The sequence below is a fragment of the Sphingobacteriaceae bacterium genome (genome assembly GCA_002319075.1).
Taxonomy (GTDB): Bacteria; Bacteroidota; Bacteroidia; order B-17B0; family Aurantibacillaceae; genus Aurantibacillus.
The window spans coordinates 4,306,942-4,325,245 of sequence record NVQB01000001.1; the positions used below are offsets into that span (position 1 = coordinate 4,306,942).

The window sequence follows — 18,304 nt, forward strand, 5'->3', positions numbered from 1 at the left end:
ACTAAAAATATGAGCTATCATAATTTAATGCTAATTGACGACGACGAGGATGATCAGGATATTTTTCTGGCGGCATTAAGTGAAATATCCTCCACTGTAAAATGCAGCACCTTCAGCGCTGCCAGAATAGCTCTAAACAAACTTATTTCAAAAGAAAGTCATCCCCAGGTGATATTTCTCGATCTGAATATGCCGATTATGAATGGCCAGCAATTTCTTGTAGAAATTAAAAAGATAGAAGGTCTGAAAGAGATTCCGATTATTATTTTTTCAACTTCTTCTCATCCAGGTACTATACAACTTACAAAAGAATTAGGTGCGAGCGATTTTATTACTAAACCCACAAGTTTTGATGATCTGATAAATGTTCTTAGGCCAATTATAAATTAAAAAAGCTCATGACAGACTCGCAATCTTCAAAAAACAAGTACTTATTCCTTGATAATGGAGGAGAGATGGGAGAACTGATCAAGGCATACGACTGGTCGCAGTCAGTTCTTGGTAATCCTGATCAATGGCCGCAAAGCCTTTGCACAACACTTGGAATCATATTGCACTCCGCTTTTCCGATGTTTTTATTTTGGGGGAAAGACAAAATCTGCTTTTACAATGATGCATATCGTTTGAGCCTGGGAAGAGACGGGAAGCATCCGGCCATTGGTAAAAAAGGGGAGGAAGTATGGGACGATATCTGGGATTTCATAGGACCTCTGATCAATGGAGTGATTGAAAATGGCAAACCGGTTTATTTTGAAGATCAATTGGTAGGCTTCTACCGAAATGGAAAAAAGGAAGATATTTACTGGACCTTTAGTTACAGTCCGGCATACGGCGACGACAACCAAATAAACGGCGTGTTTGTTACCTGTGTTGAAACAACTGAGAAAGTAAAAATCATCAAAGCTTTAGGGGAAGGCGAGCAGGAAATTCGCGCATTGGTAGAGAGTGCACCATTTCCCATTGGCGTGTACAAAGGCAAAGAAATGCGTGTGGCGCTGGCAAACAAATCCATCATGGATATCTGGGGCAAAGGCTCTGACGTGGTGGGCAAACTGTTTAGTGAGGTGTTACCTGAACTCGACAACCAGGAAGTTTTTAAACAACTGGAGGAAGTATACATCACAGGAATTCCTTTTCATATTAAAAACCAACCCTTGGATCTTTTGGTGGATGGAGTTCTTCAAAAATATTATTTTAATTATAGTCTTACACCTCTGTTTAATAAAGAAGGTGAGGTTTATGGAGTGATGAACACAGGCGTTGACCTGACAGAATTAAATGTAGCCAAACGAAAAATTGAACAAAGTGAGCATAATTTCCGCAACATTGTTTTACACGCTCCTGTTGCCATGTGTATTTTACTTGGACCGACGTTTATTGTAGAAGTCGCCAATGAGCTCATGATCGAACTCTGGGGCAAACCAGTGGAAGATGTGTTGAACAAGCCAATATTTGAGGGACTGCCGGATGCCCGTGAGCAAGGTCTGGAAGATCTTCTCACACATGTATATACCAGCGGCGAAACATTTAAAGCGAATGAACGACCGGTTAATTTAATTCGTTTTGGAAAAGAAGAAGTTGTTTATCAGAATTTCGTTTACGAGCCCTACAAAGATGCAGGGGATAAAGTAGTGGGAGTTTTAGCCATCTCTATTGATGTAACGGATCAGGTACTTGCCCGAAAAAAAATTGAAGAAGCCGAAGGAAAAGCCCGCCTGGCCATTAATTCTGCCGAGCTGGGCGTTTATGAAATTAATTATTCCAGCAATGAAGTAAATCAAGACGATCGGTTTAACGAAATATGGGGAATAGAGGGCACTCACTCCCGAAGTGAATACGTTGCCCGGATTCACCCTGACGACCTTGCTGCCCGTGAGGAGGCTCACCGTCTCTCTTTAAAAACAGGCCACTTAAATTATCAAACGCGGGTAATATGGAAAGATAAAAGTGTTCATTGGGTAAAAATCAGTGGTAAGGTGATTTGCGATGATCAGCAAATTCCTGTTAAGTTAATCGGTATCATCCAGGATATTACGGACATGGTTATCGCGAAAAATAAAATTGAAGAAAGCGAAAAAAACATCCGGAATATGATTTTGCAGGCTCCCGTTGCGATGTGTATTTTCAGAGGACCTGATTACACCGTTGAAATAGCCAATAACATGATGATTGGCTTATGGGGAAAACAAGCGCATGAAGTTCTTAACAAGCCCATCTTTGAAGGACTGCCCGAAGCAAAAGAACAAGGACTCGAACAATTATTGTTTCAGGTATTTACAACCGGTGAAAAATTTGAAGCGAATGAAATGGCGGTAGGATTGCCGCGTCATGGCAAAATTGAAACGACCTACATTAATTTTGTTTACGAGGCATTGAGAAACGGCGATGGCTCTATTTCGGGCATTCTTGCAGTTGCTATCGACGTGAGTGAACAAGTAATTGCGCGACAAAAAATTGAAGAAGTGGTGGCTGAACGAACCAAGGAACTGGCCACCGTTAATAGTGATCTGCAAAAATCTAACAGCGAGTTGGCCCAATTTGCCTATATCGCTTCTCACGACTTACAAGAACCACTTCGCAAAATCGGAACCTTCTCGCAGATGCTTGAGAAAAGTGTTGAAGCAGAGATGAGTGAACAATCAAAAACCTACTTTAATAAAATTAATACTTCTGTGCAGCGCATGAACAGCTTGATTCGTGATGTGCTTGCCTATTCAGAAGTCACAAAAACCGGAGACCTGATTGAGACCGTTGACTTAAATAAAATTTTCGAAAGCATTAAAACAGATTATGATTTATTGATTGAACAAACGGGCGCAAACGTGTCATGTAACACTCTGCCTGTTTTACAGGCCATACCTTTGCAGATGTCGCAGTTGTTTGGTAATCTTATTGGAAATGCTTTGAAGTTTATCAGAAAAGACACAGAGCCGCGTATCCGTATTTTTTCTTCTGAACTTACACGGCTTGAAAAGACAGCACTTGGTTTGCCGAAAGATCTTTTATTTTATAAGATCGAGTTTAAGGACAATGGTGTTGGATTTAAACCAGAATATGCCGCGCAGATCTTTCATATTTTTCAAAGACTTCACCGCAAATCAGAATTTGAAGGAACCGGTATAGGTTTGGCGCTCTGTAAAAAAATTGTCTTAAATCATCATGGGATTATAAATGCAGATGGTAGTTCAGAAAATGGTGCCGTGTTTAATGTGATCTTGCCTGCTACACAACTAAGATAATTTTAAAAAGTAGTGGATAAAAAAGTAGAGCAAAGGCATGCGAAAAAAAATCCTACAAATCGTATTTCTCTCTGCTAACAAAAACCTTCTCAGTTTTCGTGGTAACCAGCGTCTATCCATTTTTGAATGGCGCTTATGTCGCAGCTTGAAAGTTGTCCACCGGTTTGAGGCATGGCCAGATATCCGCTAGTATGCCGGATGCTTCCCATGAGTCTTTTGGCTTTGATAGCAGCCACTACTCCGCTGTAATCGGATAAATTGTATCCGCCCCCGGCGTTGCTGCTGTTGTGACAGCCCACACACCAGGCATTCATAATGGGTTGAATGCGGCTTGCATAATCAAAGTTCGTTGAATCGCAACTGATACAATTGGATGTATTACGCGCTCCCTTATTTATCCATAATTTTATCATGTTCACATCACGCAAGCTTAGCTTGGCATAAGGACGTGCAGGCATAGAAGGGTTTTTACCCCTGATAACTGTATACACCTCACTCGTTAAAGGGTGTTTTGCCTTTACTCCTTGCATGATCCCTTCGTAAGTAGTAAGGTCGTATCCCGCTCTTTTGTCGGTAGCATTGTGACAGCCGGACATGGTGCAGTTAGATATAAAAACAGGCAGTACCTGTTCCTGAAAACAAGCATCGGGTCCTGCCTGATCTTTAGTACAGGTTTGCAGTAAAAAAATGCTGCTTACAAAAAGGAGTAGAGTATATTTTTTCATAATATTATGCTATCAGGCGGGCAATGGCAAAGGCTGATGCGGCTGCAATAATTCCAATAACAGTTACCTTCAGAGCCCCCATAAAGGCTGGTTGCCCGGTTACGCGGCTTTTTAAAAAACCAAAAATAAAAAGACAGAGTACGGTAATAATGGAAGAAGCAATCAAACCCTGGTACGGATGATCTGTAAAGAAATAAGCAGTTAAAGGAATTAAACCCCCTATGGCATAAGAAATACCTATGGTTAACGCGCTGTGGGTTGCTCTTCCCGCTTTAGGTTTTTCGAGGCCGAGCTCAAACTTCATCATAAAGTCTACCCATTTATGTTTGTCTTTGGCAAGCTCCTTAGCGATGGTTTCCTGCGATTCTTTGCTTAAACCGTATGTGCCAAAGATCTCTTTTATTTCCTGTAATTCGCGTTCAGGAACCCTGTCTACTTCCTCATATTCCCTTTGAAGTTCGCTTTGGTAATGCTCCTCTTCTGTTTTTCCAGCCAGGTAGCCGCCAAGTCCCATGGCAATGCTGCCTGCTACAATTTCGGCAATTCCTGCGGTAATAATAATGGCATTACTGGCAACCGCGCCACTCAATCCTGCAGCCAGTGCAAACGGAACGGTAAGACCATCGCTCATACCAATAACAACATCGGTGATAAACTCAGAACTTTTGAGGTGTTTTTCTTTATGCTCCATGCCCTAAACAGTTTAACAACAAGCGTTGGTAAATGCGGTATAAAAGTACAAAACACAGAAATTCACCGTATGATAAAGATCATTATTTATAAAGATTCTTCTCAGCCTACCCGGTAGTAGAACAAAATATCTTTGAAAAAAAGATAATGAAAACAATCCTGGTAGGTACCGATTTTTCTTCTCCCGCAAAAAACGCTGTGTATTATGCGGCAGAGCTAGCCAAATTTTTTAGTGCTAAGCTTGTTCTGGTAAACGCTGTACCCATGCCGCTTGGCGGTTACGATACAGGCGCACCATTAGAAGTGATGGCTGACCTCATGGAGAATTCGAAAACACTGCTAAAATCTTTAAAGCAGGAACTTATTCGCAAAGATTATTCTGCTGATATTGCAGTTGTTTCTGAAATTGGAAATGCTTTTACTGTTATGAAAGATGTTGCTGCCAGCCATTCTGCCGACATGCTTGTAATGGGCATGGTAGGTGAAGGAGGTTTTTTAAAACAGCACCTCATTGGCAGCTTTGCCCTGCGCGCGGCGCGTGAACTAACACTTCCGTTATTTATTGTACCTGAAACGGCCGAATACCGCCGCATACATCATATCTGTTTTGCCTGCGATATGGACAAGATCAAAGAAAGCACAGTTCTTTACACAGCAAAATATTTTGCCACGGCATTTGATGCAGAGATTGAACTGGTAACTGTAGAAAAGAAAGATATGGCCTTGGTTTCAAGTAAAGATGAACCTTATACTTTTTTAGAACAACGACTGGAAAATACAAAGCACAAAACAGTTTATATAAAAGACAATAACGTTGCAAGAGCGCTCGATTATTATCTTAAATTTCACACAACCGACCTGGTTATGGTTAATCCTAAAAAACATACGTTTTTTGAAACACTTTTTGAAGAAAGTGTTACGAGAAAACTGGCCTTTTCGGTTCAGGTTCCGTTACTTATCGTTCATGGCTGATAATTTATTTACAGATAAGGCTGGCAAGGCCGAATGAACTCCAAATGTTTCAAAACGCAAGCAGGCAGACTTGATGGGGATGCGGTTACCCCGATAGCTTTGGGAGTGGCGCGGGAGTCGATTATTTCTAGTTTTTAATATTTGGAAATGGCTAATCGATCCATGAAATAAATAATGGAAATGTTTCCTATTCACCGCTCACGTTTCGCGACTTCCACTGTACTTTCCATAAGTAATGTCGTGTGATTTACGACGAACGAAAATAAAATCTTGTATGAGTGCTTGATTAGATCTCGTGCGCTAAACTTACTACGCCAATAATAAGGATTAGGGAAAGAGTAAAATACCTGAATTGAGATTCGCTGAAGTAGCGAAGGATTTTTTTGCCAAGATAAGTGCCTGCAAAACTCACAAAAAACAAAATGCCAATCAGGTAAAGATCCTTCGCCTGAATATATCCGTTTGAAAAGTAAACCACACTTCTACTTAAATCTACACCCAGGTCAATTACAGCAGAGGTAGCAATAAAAGCGCTTTTTTCAATACTGAATGCTGCCAGAGTAAGCCCGCGAATAGCTCCTCCTGAACCTAATAAACCAGCTGTTAAACCAGACAGGGCGCCGCCTGTAATAGAATTAAAAGTTGTAGGCTTTACTTTTAAATTTTTTATGAATAAAAAGAGAGAACTTATAGCAATTAAAAAACCTGACAAAACAAGTTGTAAAATACTGCTGTTAAAAAAGCGGGTGAGATATGCGCCAAGAATGACAAAAAGAACGGCTGGAATGCCCACAGTAATGATCAGTTGTTTATTAAAGCCCTGTCTGAATAAACTGATTTTAGAAATATTACTGAAAACATGAAATACTGCGGTAACGCCCAGCACAGTGTGAAAATCAAGAAAATATCCTGCAAGCGGCACAAAAAATAAAGAAGATCCAAAACCACCTACCGTTCCCAGAACTTCTGCCAGTAGAGCGAGTATAATAAAAACTGCAAGATGATCGATCATGGTTGTGTTTAAAAGTAATGTGAGTAGTTTACCCTCTGTATTGTGACTTACTGTGTAGGTGTACGCTTAAATCTGCTGCTGAATCTTCGCTAACAACTCCTGAAGTTGAACCGTTAATGCCTTGGTGTAATCATCTAATTTAAGTGTATTGGTTTTGATGCCGTTCAAAATAATGTCCGTAGTTTTTTTGTCAATCTCCTTTTGCTCATTTGCTTCCCACAAGTTCAATAAGCCAAGACTAGAACACAAAGGGCTTCTTACGCTGTGCGAAATGCTGTACAGCAGGATTTCCAACTCTTTTACGTACTTTAGTTTATCCTCCGCTCTTCTTTCAGCGATCAGTTTGCCTTTATCAATTCTGCAACGCACAGCACTGAGAAATTCTTCTTCTGTACTGGTTTTAGAGATAAAATCATCTGCGCCGATCTCCAGGCTCCTGCAATGGGTTTCGCTATCGGCGGCAGCAGTAAAAAAAACAAAGGGAATAGCAGAAGTCAGGGCCTGATTTCTGATTCCCTGTAACACATCAAACCCATCCATCACCGGCATATGAATATCACAAAGAATGATCTGTGGTAATTCCTGGCGTGCTATTAGCAATCCACTTAAACCTTCTGCAGCCTGGTGCACTTCATAATTGTTTAGTTCCAGTAATTCAACAAAATTATCTCTCAAATGCTGGTTGTCATCTATAATTAAAATCTTATCCATGGGTAATTTTTAGTATTTAATTAATTTCAAACAACTGGCTTTTTCTAAGTTCTGGCGCCATTATTTATTACAAAAAGGTGTGTCTTGTACTTAAGCTGATCGGCAATTAAGATATGGTTGTACGTTATATTTTTTACGATAAGTCAATCTCTTTTTGTCGTATGCAATTCTCTCATTTGCGGATAAGAGAAGTCTTTAGGCGCTGCCAGTAGTGGAGTGGGTTATTTGCTTAGCCGATTCAGATCAATTTGCCTGCATGGTTTATTCGTGAATAGCCATTACCGGTATAGTAGAAACAAAGGCAACACGTTTGGTAACTGTTTCACTAAAAAAATTATATAAGGCAGAGTGTTTCCTGCTTATGATGGCAACCAGGTCTACCGTGTTTGCAGTAGAATATTTTTTCACTCCTTTTTCTATGGTCTCCCCTTTGGCGATCTCAATTTCAACCGGAGTGCTGCCTAATTTTATGGTAGTTGATTTTAAAGGAAGGATAAGTTCTTCGGGAGTGCGTATATGAACGGCTTTTACATGGGATTGGCTTGCCTTTACAAATGCATTCAGAGTCTTTAAACTTGGTGCATTCACTTTCATCTGGTTATCCACGGCAAGTAGCAAAGTGCCCAGTTTGTGTTGGGTATAGCGGCTCGGAACAATAATAACCGGTGCGGCTAATTTCCCTCCAAGTTTAACGCCTTCACTTCCGTAAATAAATTTTGAGATCTTGTCTTTGGCTTCCAGTCCTAATACCACAGCCATAACCTGGTGTTTGTGAATATAAGTCTCCAGCTCGTCTTTTAAGGTATTTGGACTCTGCAAAGCGCTTATTTTAAGACCTGGGAAATCTTTTATAAGAGCCGAAATAATTCCTTCAAGTCCTTTTTGACTTTCTCTTTTTAAGGATTGAAAAGAAAAACCCACTAAGCCGGCATTTGAATGGAAAACCGGTGTTTGAAAGAGGTTAAAAATAACAAGTTTACAATTTAATTTTTTTGCCAGCAAAGCGGCATAGCGGCAGGCATTTACAGAAGCGGGTGTAAAATCTGTTCCGGCAATAAGTGTTTTCATAGTCTTTTAGTTTATTTGAGAATAAAACTACTGTACAATCTAAACTAAATGAGTGAGTGATATCAGATCTACTCCTGATATTTATCATGATTTCTTTTATAAATACTACACTTAAAGGCGGTAAAAAGGACTTTTAGTTGGACTTTGAAATTTCGAATGTACTGTGTATTTCCCTGAGCACATCCTCTGTTAAGGGCTTAATTACAAAGCCTTTTACAGATTTAAAACGCATGGCTTTGTCCCTCTCAGATGCAAGAATAGATGCAGTTAGAATAAAAATGGCAATTTCGTACTGATTCATTTTATCATATTTTTCAAGGAAATCGAAACCATCTTCAGAGGGTAGCGTTAAATCAAGAAAAATGAGATCAGGCAAAGAAAGTTTGCCTTGAGTACCATCTATGGCTTTTAAATAGTCGAAAGCAGACTGGGTCGTTTTAAAAGTGCTAATGCTGTCGCAAAGGCCAACCTTCTTAATGAGAATTTCAGCCAACCAATTATCCATTTCGTTGTCGTCAATAATCATTATACTTTGAAAAGCAAATTTTTGCATAGGGCACTAAAAATAGGAGAATGTGTTGATCTGAAAAATATGATTTTTATCAGTTTTTTTCTCGATTTTTTTGATTATGGGTAAACTCTTATGCGTATAAAATAAAAAAAGCCGGAATAAACCGGCTTTCTATGCAAATCATTGGTATATTACTTTACAATGATTTGTTTTTTTTGGCCTGATTTTGATTCCTCTTTTTTGGGTATGTTTAAGGTCAAGATGCCATGGTTGTAGCTGGCATCAATTTTATCTCCACTAACGGTTTGCGGCAAGGTAAAGGAGCGGGAGAAAGTCGTATACATAAATTCTTTTCTCGTAAAACGCTTGTGATCGTCTTGTTTTTCTTCTTTTTTCTCAGCGCTAATGGTTAGCACATTGCCATCTAAATCGATCTTAAAATCGTTTTTGCCGAAACCGGGTGCAGCAAATTCGATATCGAATTGTTTTCCGTCTTCTTTAATATTAACCGGTGGCAGCGACTGGTTAAATTCTTTTTCAAACCAACGGTTGCTTAAAAAATTATCGTTGCCAAAAAAGTCTGACAACAGCGAAGGAAAGGCTTCCTCATTTTTGTGTGATTTTACCAGGCTCATGATTTTGTTTTTTAGGTTTTACTTTTGTGAATTCTTTGGTACAAAGGTAGCTTGTGTGTATGCAGGTGTAATTGATGGTGCTCACATTTAGAAGTGATCTTTCTCACTTCGATGCCTTTTGATTTACCAAATACTTATTAAAACTTTCTCCCTCGGCGTTCTGCTGATCTAAAGTCCAACCATCGGTAACCGTGGTTTCCAGCCACATATTACCTGAACGGCGAAATACCTGCACACTTAAGCCGTAAACATCGGCAAACCGTTGTTCCAGTTCTGCAACAGTCATTGTTCCTGTAATAGTTATAGTTCCACCCTCATGAATGGTTCTGCATTCTCCAAGTGTTTTAGAAGGATGGTTCATCAGGTTTTTTGGGGAAGGACCACCAACTTTATGAGGCTTTGCAAAAAATTCGAGCTTTAGGTAAGGAAAGGTTTCTGTAAAACTTTCTTGTATTGCAAAGATTTTGCGTTTATCGTTAATAGCAATTTTCATATGTAGTTTTTCGTTTTTTCTTATTTGTCATATGTAACAGCCATAACTGTGCCGATGACCACCGGAGTGTTTTAGCTAAAACAACATGGCTATTTTATATGTAGTATTTAGTAATTTTTTGTTAGGTGCTGCCTGCACTCAGAGTATACCCGTTTAAATCTTTCACATTTGCTGACTCAATGAATTTAAAAATAGTTGTTCTTTTTGTTTTGCTTATCTTTTTAGCTACACCACTAGGTATTAGTTATGTATGGTAAGCAGCGGCGTTTCTGTATGAAATGCCATGGCTTTGCTGTTTCGCTTTTTAAAAAATTCCTGCATAAAACTACGGTGATGCGGAAACATAACGATCATGTCAACGCGATGTGTTTCTGCAAAGTTAGTTATGCCTTTCACCACATCCTTATTTACGGCTGAATGAAAACTATGGTCCTGACCGGCCAGGAGACGCTCTAATTTTAAGCCCTGTACAGCCTGACCGACACTGGTAGTACTGTTTTCTTCTTTTGTAATGTTTAAAATATAGATATGCGATTTAAAAAGTTCTGCAAGGTGTTTTAAAGTAAAAAGTATCTCATCACTTTCTAAAGGTTCATAATCAGTGGCCAAAACGAATTTTTTTAAACTTTTAAACTTTGTTTCGGCCGCTATAGATAGTACTGGAACTGACGCGTTTTTAATAAGTTCGGAAGTCACACTTCCAAGGAGCTTCTCTTCGAGATAATTAGCACCGTGTGTGCCAACCACGATGAGGTCTGCTTTTTTTTCTTTCGCATATTCCAGTACAACATCGGCCGCCAAACCAAGGACACATACCGTTTCAATAGAAAGCTTAGGACCATAGTTTTTATGGAGTGCGAGCCTGACACGGTTTAAACGCTTCTTAGAATCTTTTTCTAAATCCTCCGTCATCGGAAAAACAGTGGCTTCCGCAATTCCACTGGTTATGGGAATTGCCGGATGACAGGCATGAAACAAAACCAGCTTTGATTTCGTACGTTTTGCAAGTTCAGCGGCATAATTCAGAGCATTGCGCGCAGTTTTCGAAAAATCGGTAGGAGCGAGAATAAGTTTCATAATCGTTTACTTTGAAAAGTAAAATTAAAACATCCAGTAGCAATGATTTATGACTGGCATCACCGGGAAACATGATTGATCTCAGTAATTGCAGATATGATCAAAATCAGTTTTTAAACTGATCAATATCAGAACTTCTTAGGCGGTAGACCATTAGTTTTGCTTAATAACAATCATTTCGCTTTATCCTTATTAAAATGAGTACTTTAGTTTCAAATAATCTATTCGAAATGGAAAGTTTGAATGCACTTTTTGAGTACGCCACCGAAGGTATAATAATCTCGGAAAGATCTGGTAAAATAATAAAGGCTAACCCAAGCGCAGAACGTTTGTTTCGTTACGAAAGAAATGAACTGCTTGGTAAGGTGATTGAAGATCTGGTACCCAGAAAATACAAAGAGCAACATGTACACGACCGGAGTGGTTATAATGCAAATCCTCATGCGCGCTCCATGGGTAAGAACACAGATTTGTTTGCCCGTCGCAAAGATGATACAGAATTTCCTGTAGAGATCAGTCTCACCTTTTATAAAAAAGGAGAAGAAACTTTTGCCATTGCCTTTATAATTGATATTACCGAACGCAAAAAACACGAAGAAAATATTTTAAGACTTAACCAGGACCTTGAGAAGAAAGTAGAAGAGCGTACCAAGGTATTGCACGAAGCACTCATTGAGCTTGAAAACTCGAAAGAGCAGCTCAGCGAGGCCCTGGCTTCTGAAAAGCAATTGAATGATATGAAGTCGCGCTTTGTAACCATGGCTTCACATGAATTCCGCACACCTTTAAGTACTATTTTATCTTCCATCTCGCTTGTAAATAAATACGATCACGGAGACAATACCGAGAAAGTAGAAAAGCATGTACACCGCATTAAGTCGGCTGTTACGAATATGACTTTAATATTGAATGACTTTTTATCTGCCGAAAAACTCGAAGAAGGAAAAGTGTTTGTGCGGATGGAAGAAAATAATTTACAGGATCTTACCAGCTCCATTATTAGCGAAGTTACAGGCTTATTAAAGCCAGGACAGAAAATAGAGTACCAGCACAGCGGCTCTGCAACAGCTTATTTCGATAAACAAATCATGCGGAATATTCTGCTCAACCTGATTTCAAACGCCATCAAGTTTTCGCTGGAATATAAAAGTATTAAACTAGTTTCGAATGTTACAGAAAAGGAACTGAAACTGGAAGTCTCTGATGAAGGGATTGGAATTCCAGGCGATGAGCAGGAACACATGTTTGAACGCTTCTTCCGTTCTAAAAACGCCACCAATATTCAAGGTACAGGATTAGGTTTAAACATTGTTGCCAAATACCTTGAAGTAATGAATGGTACTATTCATTTTAAAAGCGAACTGAATAAAGGAACTACCTTTTATATCACCATACCAAACGAAAAAACAGTAACAGACTAATTATGAAAACTATTTTAGTAATAGAAGACAATGTAGATGTTCGCGAAAATACCACAGAGATCCTCGAGATGGCCAGTTATAAGGTAATTCAGGCAGAGAATGGAAAAATAGGTGTAGACATTGCCCAAAATATAAAGTTAGATTTGATCATTTGTGATATTATGATGCCTGTGCTCGATGGGTATGGAGTGATTCATATGTTGAATAAAAACCCGGAGACGGCAAGTATTCCCTTTATTTTTTTAACGGCCAAAAGCGAACGTACCGATATGCGCAAAGGCATGGAAATGGGAGCTGACGATTATATCAGTAAACCCTTTGACGACATTGAATTGCTCAATGCAGTGGAAAGCCGCCTGAGAAAAAACGATGTTCTCAAAGCTGAATACTCTCAGAACGTGCAAGGCCTGAATAAATTTTTTAATGAAGTTCAAAAATTTGACGACCTTAAAAAACTTTCTACCGACCGCCGCACTAAAACTTACAAGAAAAAAGAAACTATTTTCAGCGAAGAAAGCATTCCTGTATTTCTTTATTTTTTGGTGAAAGGTAAGGTGAAAACTTACCGCTCACATGAATATGGAAAAGAGCTGATAACAACACTTTATAAAGAAGGTGATTTTTTCGGCTACAATTCCTTATTAGAAGAAAAACCTTACACTGAAACAGCAGAAGCACTCGAAGATTCGGAAGTTTGCCTCATACCGAAAGAAGATTTCTATGCGCTCGTTCATAATAACATGAATGTGATGCGCACCTTTATAAAAATGCTTTCTGGCAATGTGGCTGAGAAAGAAAAGCAACTCATCAACCTGGCCTATAGCTCCGTTCGAAAACGCGTAGCCGAAGCGCTGCTGCACCTCCAGGAACGCTACAGCAAACCCGCCGATCAAAACTTCAGTATGGCTATTTCCCGCGAAGACCTGGCCAACATGGTAGGCACAGCTACAGAATCGCTCATCCGCACCTTAAGCGAATTTAAAGAAGATAAACTGGTTGAAATAAAAGGCAGTAGCATTACCATTATAGATCCTGTAAAACTAAAAAATCTCAAAGCCTAAACCCCCTCCTGTTTTTTAAAGAGCCTCGTTCTGCGATGATTTCAATACTCCGTTAAAGCAATGAAACAAAAGAGTTATTAGAACGAAAAAATAGTCTTTGAACACTCATAGTCTTGTCACATAGAGCGTAGTCGAGATGATAACAGGCTGTCACATAGAGCGCAGTCGAGATGATAACAGAGCTGTCAAATCGAGAGTATTCGAGATGATAACAAATCTGTCAGATCGAGCGTAGTCGAGATTATATTGGGCTGTCAGATCGAGCGTAGTCGAGATCACATAGGGTTGTCAAATCGAGCGTAGTCGAGATGATAACAAATCTGTCAGATCGAGCGTAGTCGAGATTATATTGGGTTGTCACATCGAGCGTAGTCGAGATGATAGCAGGCTGTTAAATCGAGCGCAGTCGAGATGATAACAAATCTGTCAGATCGAGCGCAGTCGAGATGATAACAAATCTGTCAGATCGAGCGTAGTCGAGATCACATAGGTTTGTCACATCGAGCGTAGTCGAGATGCTTATACCCACTTAATTCCAAACCTTCTTCGTTTTGTTTTTTCAAAGTCCAGTCTTCCGTCATGGAAGTCTCCAGCCAGCTGATGCCCGATTTTCTCAGCACCTGGGCCGACAAGCCGAAATAATCAATAAAGAGTTGCTCTACAGCGCCTACCGACATGTTTTCGTTTAGCGCCACCCCTTGCTGTTCAACAGTTTGTTGATCGGTCCAAAGTATAAAGTCGTTTTTCAGAGCATCTTTTTTTGCGTGCGCATGAGCTAAGCCTTTTTTATTTTTAAAAAACTCAATCTTGAGGAAAGGAAATGCGGTATTAAATAATTTTTGAACGGTGGAAATTTTCATTCCTTTTTGAATGGTAACCATAGTACTGACAGCGGTTTATTGAATAGATAAAAGATGATCTAAGCTGAAAGATCTGTAGGACTCGGGCAGCAACAATAAAACTGTTACTAACACAAGTCTTGGAAAAACGTGCTTCATATTCCACATCGGTTCGAGGTAACTAAAACCAACCGTTACCAGGAGGAGGTCGAGGCCAAGCGCGTAGAGTGTATAATTAGTCAGGAAACCGCAGAGTAAAAATAACCCACCGAAAAATTCTGCAAAGCTGGTGTAATAGGCCATAGCGCCGAGCAGGGAAGAGGGAATACGTTTGCTTTGGGCCTCTGCACTAAATGCCTGGATTACTCCCGAAATTTTTATGCGGAACAATTTATCATAACCCTGGAACAAAAACAAGATCCCTATAAATAAGCGAATCAGCAGTTCGGCAATGTGTTGATTGGTAGTTGTCATTTCTTTTTTATTCAAAGTTCGGAAAGGCTGCAGTCAAAAAAACTGATTTAGATCAGTTCTGCTGCTGATTGATCTCATTGGTATGCGAGGTCTGTGTTACGACCTTTACGGCAGTATTAACCCCTAATAAGAAAATAAATATGAAAACCTCTCTTTATAACCAACACAGCGAACACACAGAATGGCAAAACAAATTGGACTTTTACAAAGACGAAATTAAAGTCATGGAAAACCGTCTTGCAGAAGTGAGCCAAAAAAACACCGCCACAGAGATCCGCATGGAGATCGAACATTTCCAGAACCAGTTTTTGATCCAACGCGATACTATCAGCAAGATCAGTCATCATATTTCTGCAGAAGAAAAACAAATTCAGGCAGAAATTAAACATAACCCCGTTGCTTCTGATCACCGTAAAGCCGAAGACCACGTGACAGAGCGCGAAATGGTAAGCGATTTCGAAAACAACTTTACCAATTTGCGCAAAGAGTACAACACCTTTTTAAGTAAACGTTTTTAAAATTATTATCATGAAAACAGATTTCGAAATTCAACAGGATGTTATGGCGGAGCTTCTTTGGGAGCCCGCCTTAGATGGAACACAGATAGGAGTGGCCGTAAACCAGGGCGTAGTAATGCTTTCGGGAGTAGTGGATACTTATTATAAAAAAGTGGTAGCCGAGAAGGCCACAAAAAAACTCAGTGGAGTAAAAGCCGTAGCGGAAGAAATCAAAGTGGTTGTTCCCGGCAGTAAAACACGCAGCGATGTAGACATTGCCAAAGCGGTTTTAAACGCCTTGAAATGGAACAGCACGGTAGATGAAAGCAAAATTAAAGTACAGGTGGAGAATGCAGAAGTAACTTTGGAAGGCGAAGCAGAATGGAATTTTCAGAAAAGCTCCGCGCAAAAAGCCGTTGAAAACCTTGAAAGCGTCAGCCGCATCACCAACAACATCCGCGTTACCAACAAAGTAATAGCAGAGGATGTAAAACATAAAATTGCCAGTGCTTTTCAACGTCACGCGAGTTTAGACGCCAATAAAATTACAGTAGAAGTACTCGGCGATAAAGTGATCTTAACGGGTACCGTGCGTTCGTACGCCGAGAAGAGAGATGCCGAACTAACGGTTTGGTCCTCACCGGGCGTAATGAGCATCGAAAACCGCCTCGAGCTTTCTTCAGAAATTCCGGTTTATTAAAGAAAGGCCTTTTTCAACAGGGAACAATAGCGCGGAGTTTTTTATCTTTTTTTGCCACGAGTCAGAACATTTATGCTCCGCATCAAAGAAATAAAATTCAAAACAGTTTTGTGAAACGGATGGGCTATTTCTTTTTTATAGTTTTTGCCCGGTTAATTGTAAATTCGTTCAGACATCGGAGGCTTTGAAAACCGGCAAATATTTTATTTTCGCCGGCGCTTAGTCGCAATCCTTTATGCGCAAGTGGCGGACAAAACCCGCCGGACAATGTAGACAGACATGAAAAGAATTTACATATCGACTATATTACTTCTTATAGCCTCACAAATTATTTACGGACAGACGTCGACATTTACAGTAGTTCCTGGTAAAGGCTTTAATGACTTTATAATCGGAAAGACAACTTTCGAGGAAATAATAGCCAAAATGGGTACAAACAATCATGTCGACACTTTCTATGTTAAACCTTTAGGCGACGTTTTTTCAGACGATACTGTAAATATCAGGATATCAAAAACGGACATCTATTCCTACGGACTTTATTACGACTCACTAGGCATTTCTTTTTTCAGGCACAAAAACATAAAATCAATATTCTTAATCCATTTTCAAACTCCCGCTTCCGTGACCACTGACAAGAACATAAAAATAAATTATGACAACTTCAAAGAAGTGGTAACTAAATACGGACAAACACAATGGACTTATACTGCTTACAAAATATTTAAAGAATACAATGGAATCCGTTTTGAGCAATCTTCTAAAGCTAAATTACCCCTTGTGATGGACAAAGACTCGACTTTTTATTTATCAAAGAATGTTACAGGTATTAGCATTATTAAGAAAACAAAAAAGTATAAATAATAACGGCAGACACGTCAACGTGACTTATCTGTGCCGCCACCTCGCACATAACAGCGGTCTGCTCCATTTTTTGCGTGTTTACGCTCAAATGCATAATTTGGACTTAGCAAAAAAACGGCGCAAGGCCGCCAAACGTCACCAGCCATTTCAACAAACCACCATATAGACAGACAATATGTTTCACTTTGACAAAAACTTTGGGCTATTTATTGGGCAATTGACTGATAATAAATTTCACAAACATTACGCTTTGCAAATAAGTGTTGCGTCAAAATCAAATTTTACACTTTCTGTAAAAGATCACCCGGATAATATTGGTAAAGCCTTTTTTCTAAATTCAAAAGTTGAACATAAGTTAATCTGCAACACTAAGCAATTAACCATTCTCATAAATCCATTAAGTGCAATAGGACACCAGTTGTATTTAAAATATGGAACATCAAGCCATTTAACTCTGAACGGCTATTTATCTGATGAACTGATTGAAGTTCTTAATAAGTTTGAGAGCCGGGAAATAACATTTGAAAACCTATGTGTTCTAACTTTACAAATTCTGACAAAATATAAATGCAATTGTGAATTGGATAATCATTTGCAAGACGACAGAATTATCAAAGCTTTTGAGTTTATAGACAAAAATTTTGGAAAAGTATTGAGTTTAGAAGAAGTTGCCGAACATTGCTACTTATCGCCAACTCGTTTTTTGCATTTGTTTAAAGAAAAAACAAATCTAAGTTTTAGAAGGTATCAACTTTGGAATAAGGTAGTAAAATCGCTCCCTTATTTATTGAAAAATTCAATTACTGAAACAGCTTACACATTTGGCTTCTCTGACAGTTCTCACTATACCCGAACCTTCATAGAAACATTTGGAGTAACACCGAAATTTTTTCTACATCGGGAATAGCCGTTTCATGCAATTCTGAGTCTGAAATACTTCGCATTTTTGTAGTGTATAAAACCACTATGAAAGTATGAATAGATTGCAGAATGGAAGTTTTACCCCAAATTTTAATTATCAAACTCATTTTGATAATGAATCCAAAGAATATTTCACAGAAAGCCAAAATAAAAAAAGTAGTATCTTCTTCTTACGCTATGTTGGTTGTTTAGCTTGTAAGCTTGATAGTAAGCGTATTGATGACAACTTATCTTCATTTAGAAATAAAAACACAGAGGTTTTTGTTGTCTTACAAAGCACGAATGAAAGTATTGAATCTTACAAGGAAGTACAGCAAATTAATTTCTATGGGAAAAGTATTAGCGATTTACCTTCAATCGATGAATTATTACAAAAAATATAATTAGCCAGTTT

Annotated in this window: 21 protein-coding genes; 10 read left to right on the top strand and 11 right to left on the bottom strand. The window is 39.1% G+C overall.

Annotated features, from left to right (window positions below; genetic code table 11):
• Positions 1–9: 9 nt before the first annotated feature.
• Both CNR22_18600 and CNR22_18605 read left to right on the top strand, forming a co-directional pair.
• Positions 10–390: a response regulator gene (locus tag CNR22_18600; GenBank protein ID PBQ33704.1), complete on the top strand. Its 381-nt coding sequence runs from the start codon at positions 10–12 to the stop codon at positions 388–390.
• A gap of 8 nt (positions 391–398) precedes the next feature.
• Positions 399–3,239, top strand: coding sequence for a hypothetical protein (locus CNR22_18605; protein PBQ33705.1), 2,841 nt, complete (start codon positions 399–401; stop codon positions 3,237–3,239).
• A gap of 89 nt (positions 3,240–3,328) precedes the next feature.
• On the opposite strand, the gene CNR22_18610 is transcribed toward CNR22_18605, so the two are convergent.
• Both CNR22_18610 and CNR22_18615 read right to left on the bottom strand, forming a co-directional pair.
• Entirely contained in the window at positions 3,329–3,964 is a 636-nt protein-coding gene (locus CNR22_18610) for a hypothetical protein (protein PBQ33706.1), read from the bottom strand.
• Between the two features lie 4 nt (positions 3,965–3,968).
• Positions 3,969–4,655 carry an iron transporter gene (locus tag CNR22_18615; protein PBQ33707.1) on the bottom strand — a complete coding sequence of 229 codons (687 nt, stop codon included), beginning with the start codon at positions 4,653–4,655 and terminating at the stop codon, positions 3,969–3,971.
• Positions 4,656–4,801: 146 nt separating this feature from the next.
• Here CNR22_18615 and CNR22_18620 point away from each other — a divergent pair, with 146 nt between their 5' ends.
• Positions 4,802–5,626, top strand: coding sequence for a hypothetical protein (locus CNR22_18620; protein PBQ33708.1), 825 nt, complete (start codon positions 4,802–4,804; stop codon positions 5,624–5,626).
• Positions 5,627–5,912: 286 nt separating this feature from the next.
• On the opposite strand, the gene CNR22_18625 is transcribed toward CNR22_18620, so the two are convergent.
• The 7 genes from CNR22_18625 to CNR22_18655 form a co-directional block, all read right to left on the bottom strand.
• Complete coding sequence (locus tag CNR22_18625) at positions 5,913–6,638, bottom strand: hypothetical protein (protein PBQ33709.1); 726 nt, start codon at positions 6,636–6,638, stop codon at positions 5,913–5,915.
• A gap of 66 nt (positions 6,639–6,704) precedes the next feature.
• Complete coding sequence (locus CNR22_18630) at positions 6,705–7,349, bottom strand: hypothetical protein (protein PBQ33710.1); 645 nt, start codon at positions 7,347–7,349, stop codon at positions 6,705–6,707.
• Between the two features lie 261 nt (positions 7,350–7,610).
• Entirely contained in the window at positions 7,611–8,417 is an 807-nt protein-coding gene (locus CNR22_18635) for a hypothetical protein (GenBank protein ID PBQ33711.1), read from the bottom strand.
• A gap of 133 nt (positions 8,418–8,550) precedes the next feature.
• On the bottom strand, positions 8,551–8,970 hold the full coding sequence (locus CNR22_18640; protein PBQ33712.1) for a hypothetical protein: 420 nt from the start codon (positions 8,968–8,970) through the stop codon (positions 8,551–8,553).
• A 149-nt stretch (positions 8,971–9,119) separates the two neighbouring features.
• The gene (locus tag CNR22_18645; GenBank protein PBQ33713.1) at positions 9,120–9,563 is read right to left on the bottom strand and encodes a hypothetical protein; all 444 of its coding nucleotides are present in this window, start codon (positions 9,561–9,563) and stop codon (positions 9,120–9,122) included.
• Positions 9,564–9,666: 103 nt separating this feature from the next.
• Positions 9,667–10,056 (bottom strand): hypothetical protein, encoded by a 390-nt coding sequence (locus CNR22_18650; GenBank protein PBQ33714.1) that lies wholly within the window; start codon positions 10,054–10,056, stop codon positions 9,667–9,669.
• 240 nt (positions 10,057–10,296) lie between these two features.
• Positions 10,297–11,133, bottom strand: a complete 837-nt coding sequence (locus tag CNR22_18655; protein ID PBQ33715.1) for a hypothetical protein — start codon at positions 11,131–11,133, stop codon at positions 10,297–10,299.
• A gap of 197 nt (positions 11,134–11,330) precedes the next feature.
• Between CNR22_18655 and CNR22_18660 the strand changes: the two genes are divergently transcribed.
• Together CNR22_18660 and CNR22_18665 are read left to right on the top strand one after the other, a co-directional pair.
• Positions 11,331–12,554: a PAS domain-containing sensor histidine kinase gene (locus CNR22_18660; protein PBQ33716.1), complete on the top strand. Its 1,224-nt coding sequence runs from the start codon at positions 11,331–11,333 to the stop codon at positions 12,552–12,554.
• 2 nt (positions 12,555–12,556) lie between these two features.
• The gene (locus CNR22_18665; protein ID PBQ33717.1) at positions 12,557–13,615 is read left to right on the top strand and encodes a transcriptional regulator; all 1,059 of its coding nucleotides are present in this window, start codon (positions 12,557–12,559) and stop codon (positions 13,613–13,615) included.
• A gap of 482 nt (positions 13,616–14,097) precedes the next feature.
• On the opposite strand, the gene CNR22_18670 is transcribed toward CNR22_18665, so the two are convergent.
• Positions 14,098–14,496 (bottom strand): hypothetical protein, encoded by a 399-nt coding sequence (locus tag CNR22_18670; GenBank protein ID PBQ33718.1) that lies wholly within the window; start codon positions 14,494–14,496, stop codon positions 14,098–14,100.
• A gap of 15 nt (positions 14,497–14,511) precedes the next feature.
• Positions 14,512–14,928 carry a hypothetical protein gene (locus CNR22_18675; protein ID PBQ33719.1) on the bottom strand — a complete coding sequence of 139 codons (417 nt, stop codon included), beginning with the start codon at positions 14,926–14,928 and terminating at the stop codon, positions 14,512–14,514.
• Positions 14,929–15,068: 140 nt separating this feature from the next.
• Here CNR22_18675 and CNR22_18680 point away from each other — a divergent pair, with 140 nt between their 5' ends.
• From CNR22_18680 to CNR22_18700, 5 genes are all read left to right on the top strand, one after another.
• Positions 15,069–15,446, top strand: a complete 378-nt coding sequence (locus CNR22_18680; GenBank protein PBQ33720.1) for a hypothetical protein — start codon at positions 15,069–15,071, stop codon at positions 15,444–15,446.
• A 10-nt stretch (positions 15,447–15,456) separates the two neighbouring features.
• Entirely contained in the window at positions 15,457–16,125 is a 669-nt protein-coding gene (locus tag CNR22_18685) for an ornithine aminotransferase (GenBank protein ID PBQ33721.1), read from the top strand.
• 426 nt (positions 16,126–16,551) lie between these two features.
• A complete protein-coding gene (locus CNR22_18690) occupies positions 16,552–16,989 on the top strand; it encodes a hypothetical protein (protein PBQ33722.1) in 438 nt (145 codons plus the stop codon).
• A gap of 175 nt (positions 16,990–17,164) precedes the next feature.
• Positions 17,165–17,896: a hypothetical protein gene (locus CNR22_18695; GenBank protein ID PBQ33723.1), complete on the top strand. Its 732-nt coding sequence runs from the start codon at positions 17,165–17,167 to the stop codon at positions 17,894–17,896.
• A 67-nt stretch (positions 17,897–17,963) separates the two neighbouring features.
• Positions 17,964–18,293 carry a hypothetical protein gene (locus CNR22_18700; protein ID PBQ33724.1) on the top strand — a complete coding sequence of 110 codons (330 nt, stop codon included), beginning with the start codon at positions 17,964–17,966 and terminating at the stop codon, positions 18,291–18,293.
• Positions 18,294–18,304 lie beyond the last annotated feature (11 nt).

Bases quoted from the DNA above. Each gene is read 5' to 3' on its own strand.
- CNR22_18605 (PBQ33705.1), top strand. From the start codon at position 399: ATGACAGACTCGCAATCTTCAAAAAACAAGTACTTATTCCTTGATAAT.
- CNR22_18670 (PBQ33718.1), bottom strand. From the start codon at position 14,496: ATGGTTACCATTCAAAAAGGAATGAAAATTTCCACCGTTCAAAAATTA.
- CNR22_18610 (PBQ33706.1), bottom strand. From the start codon at position 3,964: ATGAAAAAATATACTCTACTCCTTTTTGTAAGCAGCATTTTTTTACTG.
- CNR22_18685 (PBQ33721.1), top strand. From the start codon at position 15,457: ATGAAAACAGATTTCGAAATTCAACAGGATGTTATGGCGGAGCTTCTT.
- CNR22_18625 (PBQ33709.1), bottom strand. From the start codon at position 6,638: ATGATCGATCATCTTGCAGTTTTTATTATACTCGCTCTACTGGCAGAA.
- CNR22_18615 (PBQ33707.1), bottom strand. From the start codon at position 4,655: ATGGAGCATAAAGAAAAACACCTCAAAAGTTCTGAGTTTATCACCGAT.
- CNR22_18635 (PBQ33711.1), bottom strand. From the start codon at position 8,417: ATGAAAACACTTATTGCCGGAACAGATTTTACACCCGCTTCTGTAAAT.
- CNR22_18650 (PBQ33714.1), bottom strand. From the start codon at position 10,056: ATGAAAATTGCTATTAACGATAAACGCAAAATCTTTGCAATACAAGAA.
- CNR22_18630 (PBQ33710.1), bottom strand. From the start codon at position 7,349: ATGGATAAGATTTTAATTATAGATGACAACCAGCATTTGAGAGATAAT.
- CNR22_18690 (PBQ33722.1), top strand. From the start codon at position 16,552: ATGGGTACAAACAATCATGTCGACACTTTCTATGTTAAACCTTTAGGC.
- CNR22_18695 (PBQ33723.1), top strand. From the start codon at position 17,165: ATGTTTCACTTTGACAAAAACTTTGGGCTATTTATTGGGCAATTGACT.
- CNR22_18640 (PBQ33712.1), bottom strand. From the start codon at position 8,970: ATGCAAAAATTTGCTTTTCAAAGTATAATGATTATTGACGACAACGAA.
- CNR22_18665 (PBQ33717.1), top strand. From the start codon at position 12,557: ATGAAAACTATTTTAGTAATAGAAGACAATGTAGATGTTCGCGAAAAT.
- CNR22_18660 (PBQ33716.1), top strand. From the start codon at position 11,331: ATGAGTACTTTAGTTTCAAATAATCTATTCGAAATGGAAAGTTTGAAT.
- CNR22_18700 (PBQ33724.1), top strand. From the start codon at position 17,964: ATGAATAGATTGCAGAATGGAAGTTTTACCCCAAATTTTAATTATCAA.
- CNR22_18620 (PBQ33708.1), top strand. From the start codon at position 4,802: ATGAAAACAATCCTGGTAGGTACCGATTTTTCTTCTCCCGCAAAAAAC.
- CNR22_18655 (PBQ33715.1), bottom strand. From the start codon at position 11,133: ATGAAACTTATTCTCGCTCCTACCGATTTTTCGAAAACTGCGCGCAAT.
- CNR22_18600 (PBQ33704.1), top strand. From the start codon at position 10: ATGAGCTATCATAATTTAATGCTAATTGACGACGACGAGGATGATCAG.
- CNR22_18680 (PBQ33720.1), top strand. From the start codon at position 15,069: ATGAAAACCTCTCTTTATAACCAACACAGCGAACACACAGAATGGCAA.
- CNR22_18645 (PBQ33713.1), bottom strand. From the start codon at position 9,563: ATGAGCCTGGTAAAATCACACAAAAATGAGGAAGCCTTTCCTTCGCTG.
- CNR22_18675 (PBQ33719.1), bottom strand. From the start codon at position 14,928: ATGACAACTACCAATCAACACATTGCCGAACTGCTGATTCGCTTATTT.